Annotated in this window: 4 protein-coding genes; 3 read left to right on the top strand and 1 reads right to left on the bottom strand. The window is 67.4% G+C overall.

Annotation, left to right across the window (positions count from 1 at the left end; translation table 11 throughout):
* Window positions 1–662 (bottom strand): glycerate kinase (locus tag RHBS_RS26265; RefSeq protein ID WP_237669763.1); only part of this gene is annotated, 662 nt, incomplete at its 3' end.
* 100 nt (window positions 663–762) lie between these two features.
* Here RHBS_RS26265 and RHBS_RS26270 point away from each other — a divergent pair.
* From RHBS_RS26270 to cobT, 3 genes are all read left to right on the top strand, one after another.
* Window positions 763–1,422, top strand: coding sequence for a DUF3043 domain-containing protein (locus RHBS_RS26270; protein WP_032394419.1), 660 nt, complete (start codon window positions 763–765; stop codon window positions 1,420–1,422).
* A gap of 5 nt (window positions 1,423–1,427) precedes the next feature.
* A complete protein-coding gene (gene cobU, locus RHBS_RS26275; protein WP_121869584.1) occupies window positions 1,428–1,997 on the top strand; it encodes a bifunctional adenosylcobinamide kinase/adenosylcobinamide-phosphate guanylyltransferase in 570 nt (189 codons plus the stop codon).
* Window positions 1,994–2,904, top strand: a 911-nt coding sequence (gene cobT, locus RHBS_RS26280) for a nicotinate-nucleotide--dimethylbenzimidazole phosphoribosyltransferase (protein WP_128646837.1), incomplete at its 3' end; no start/stop codon positions are given. The genes cobU and cobT, both read left to right, overlap by 4 nt.

Genomic DNA, 2,904 nt, shown 5'->3' on the forward strand with positions numbered 1-2,904 from the left:
TCGCCGGGTCGATCTGCCACGTCATGGCCGGCGGCGGAGAGCACTGCGGCCCAATCGCTGTTCGATTCCTCGAGCCGAGCGACCGTGTCTTCGTCGGCACCCTTCTGTGGGCCGAACACTCGGGCCGCACCGACGTCGCCCAGCAGCGGGTTCTCCACGTCCGACGCGGCGACGAGGTCGATGTCCGACAACCGCGCGACTGCCGATCCGAGACCGCCCAGCGCACGAATCATCGCGCGCCCGCCGTCGCTGCAGCTACTTCCGCCGAGTCCGACGAACACCGTTCGGGCCCCGGCGTCGAGGGCGGCGCCCAGCAGCTGACCGACGCCGTAGCTGCTCGCCTTCAGTGCGGAGAGTGGGGTGGGCGGCCCGTCGAGCAGATGCAGTCCGCAGGCCTGAGCCGATTCGATGTACGCCGCCGTACCGTCGAGCAGCCACTGGGCACGTACCGGGTTGCCGTGGGGCCCGTCCACGTCCGCGAACTGCACGGTGCCGATGCGCGAGGCCAAGACCTCGACGAAGCCGGGGCCGCCGTCGGATTGGGGCGCGAGTTCGAGTTCGTCGGTCTCACGAACCGAGGCCCATCCCCTGGCGATGGCATCTGCCGCGGCCGCGGCCGTCAGGGTGTCTCCGAACGAATCCGGCGCAATCATCACTCGCATCGTCGGAAGTCTAGGGCGGCCGCGCCGGAACGGCATCCGGTGTTTCCCCGCTGACCTGGCCGGTGTTCGATACCGACGAGCCATCCCATACTCTGAGTGCGTGAAGCTGCTACGCCGTGGAAACTCTGACAATTCGGACGGAAACGACTCGAACGAATCCGAGTCGACGACGGCCGGGAGCGACGCGACCTCTTCGGTGTCTCTCGGCAAGGGCCGGCCGACCCCCAAGCGCCGTGATGCCGAGGCGCGGCGTCGCGGACCTGTCGCTCCTGCTCCCCTTACGAGCAAAGAGGCACGCGAGCGTCGCAAGGCGAACAAGGGCAGCAAGGAAGATCGCAAGGCGGCCTCCAACGAGCGACGCGCCGCCGCAGCCGAACGACGCGCACGCATGCTCGCGGGCGACGACAAGTATCTGCTCCCCCGCGACAAGGGTCCGGTGCGCGCATACGTGCGCGACATCGTCGACGCGCGACGCAACCTCGTGGGCCTGTTCATGCCGCTCGCGTTGATCCTGATCTTCGCGTTGTTCCTGCAGCCTCAGGTGCAGCAGTACGTCACCCTCGGCATGTTCGTGATGATGCTCTTCATGGTCGGTGAGGGCATCTACCTCGGCAAGATGATCAACAACAAGATCCGGGTGCGGTTCCCCGAGACCACCGACGGCGGTTTCAAGATCGGCTGGTACGCCTTCGTCCGCGCGTCCCAGATCCGCAAGATGCGCGCACCGAAGCCGCGAGTCAGCGCCGGCGAGGCCGTCTGACGTCGGTGGGCGAACCGAGACGAACCCTCGTGCTCGGTGGAGCCAGATCGGGCAAGTCCGGGCACGCCGAATCGCTTGCCGTTCTCGAGCCGGTGCGCTACCTCGCCACCGGGAGGCGGGACGCGACCGACGAGGACTGGCAGCGTCGTATCGACCGGCATCGCGCGTCGAGACCGAAACACTGGTCCACCGTCGAGACCGTCACGTCACTGGCCGGTGTCGTCACGCAGCCGTGGGACGGCACCACCGTCGTCGACGATCTCGGAACGTGGCTGACGGGAATGCTCGACGACGCGCAGGCCTGGGAGCTCCCCCGCGGCACGATCGCACCGGCTGTCGACAACCTGGTCGGAGCGGTCGCGGACTGCACGTCCCCCCTCGTGCTCGTCAGCCCCGAGGTCGGCCTGTCCGTGGTACCCGAATCCCGTTCCGGTCGCCTCTTCCGAGACGAGCTGGGATTGCTCAATTCTCGGCTTGCCGCGGTGTGTGACAGGGTTCTGCTGGTCGTCGCAGGACTCGCGCTGACCCTCAAGGAACCTCCGGCGGACTTCATCACCGCGAAAGGCACAGTGTGACAATTCTTTCGAAAGAAGATTCGGCGTCGCCGTTTCGTCCGGTGACCGCTCCGTCGGACTCGGCTCGATCGGCTGCGGTGGACCGGCAAGGGGAATTGACCAAGCCTGCCGGAAGCCTCGGTCGCCTCGAGGCGCTCGGTGAGTGGATCGCGGCCTGCCAGGACTCCTGCCCGCCGCGGTCTCTCGAACGAGTGCGTGTTGTCGTCTTCGCCGGCGATCACGGCGTCGCTGCGCACGGAGTGTCTGCTTACCCTCCAGAGGTGACGGCCCAGATGGTCGAGAACATCCGGGCCGGCGGTGCCGCGGTCAACGTGCTCGCCGATATCGCCGGTGCTGCGGTTCGGGTTGTCGACATCGCGGTCGACGCCGATACGGATTCTTCTGTGTCCGCGTTCAAGATTCGACGGTCCAGCGGGTCCATCGACCGCGAGGATGCACTGACCGAGGACGAGGTTCGGGCCGCGATTGCTGCCGGAGCCGCCATCGCCGACGAAGAAGTGGACGCCGGCGCGGATCTTCTCATCGCAGGCGACATGGGCATCGGAAACACCACTCCTGCAACGGTATTGATCGCCACCCTGACCGATACCGAACCGGTTGCCGCGGTCGGCCGCGGCACTGGAATCGACGATGCGGGGTGGATAAGGAAGACCGCAGCGATCCGGGACGCGATGCGTCGAGCACGACCGGTCGCGAAGAACCCCACCGACCTGCTGCGGGTCGCGGGCGGTGCCGACATCGCGGCCCTCGCCGGCTTTCTCGCCCAGGCCGCACATCGGCGAACCCCGGTGATTCTGGACGGCCTCGTGGTGACCGCGGCCGCTCTGGTGGCCGAGGACGCGGCAGCCGGGGCACGCAGCTGGTGGGTGGCCGGGCATCGTTCGGCCGAGCCTGCACATTCACTTGA

The organism is Rhodococcus sp. BS-15, from assembly GCF_000813105.1.
Lineage (GTDB): Bacteria > Actinomycetota > Actinomycetes > Mycobacteriales > Mycobacteriaceae > Rhodococcoides.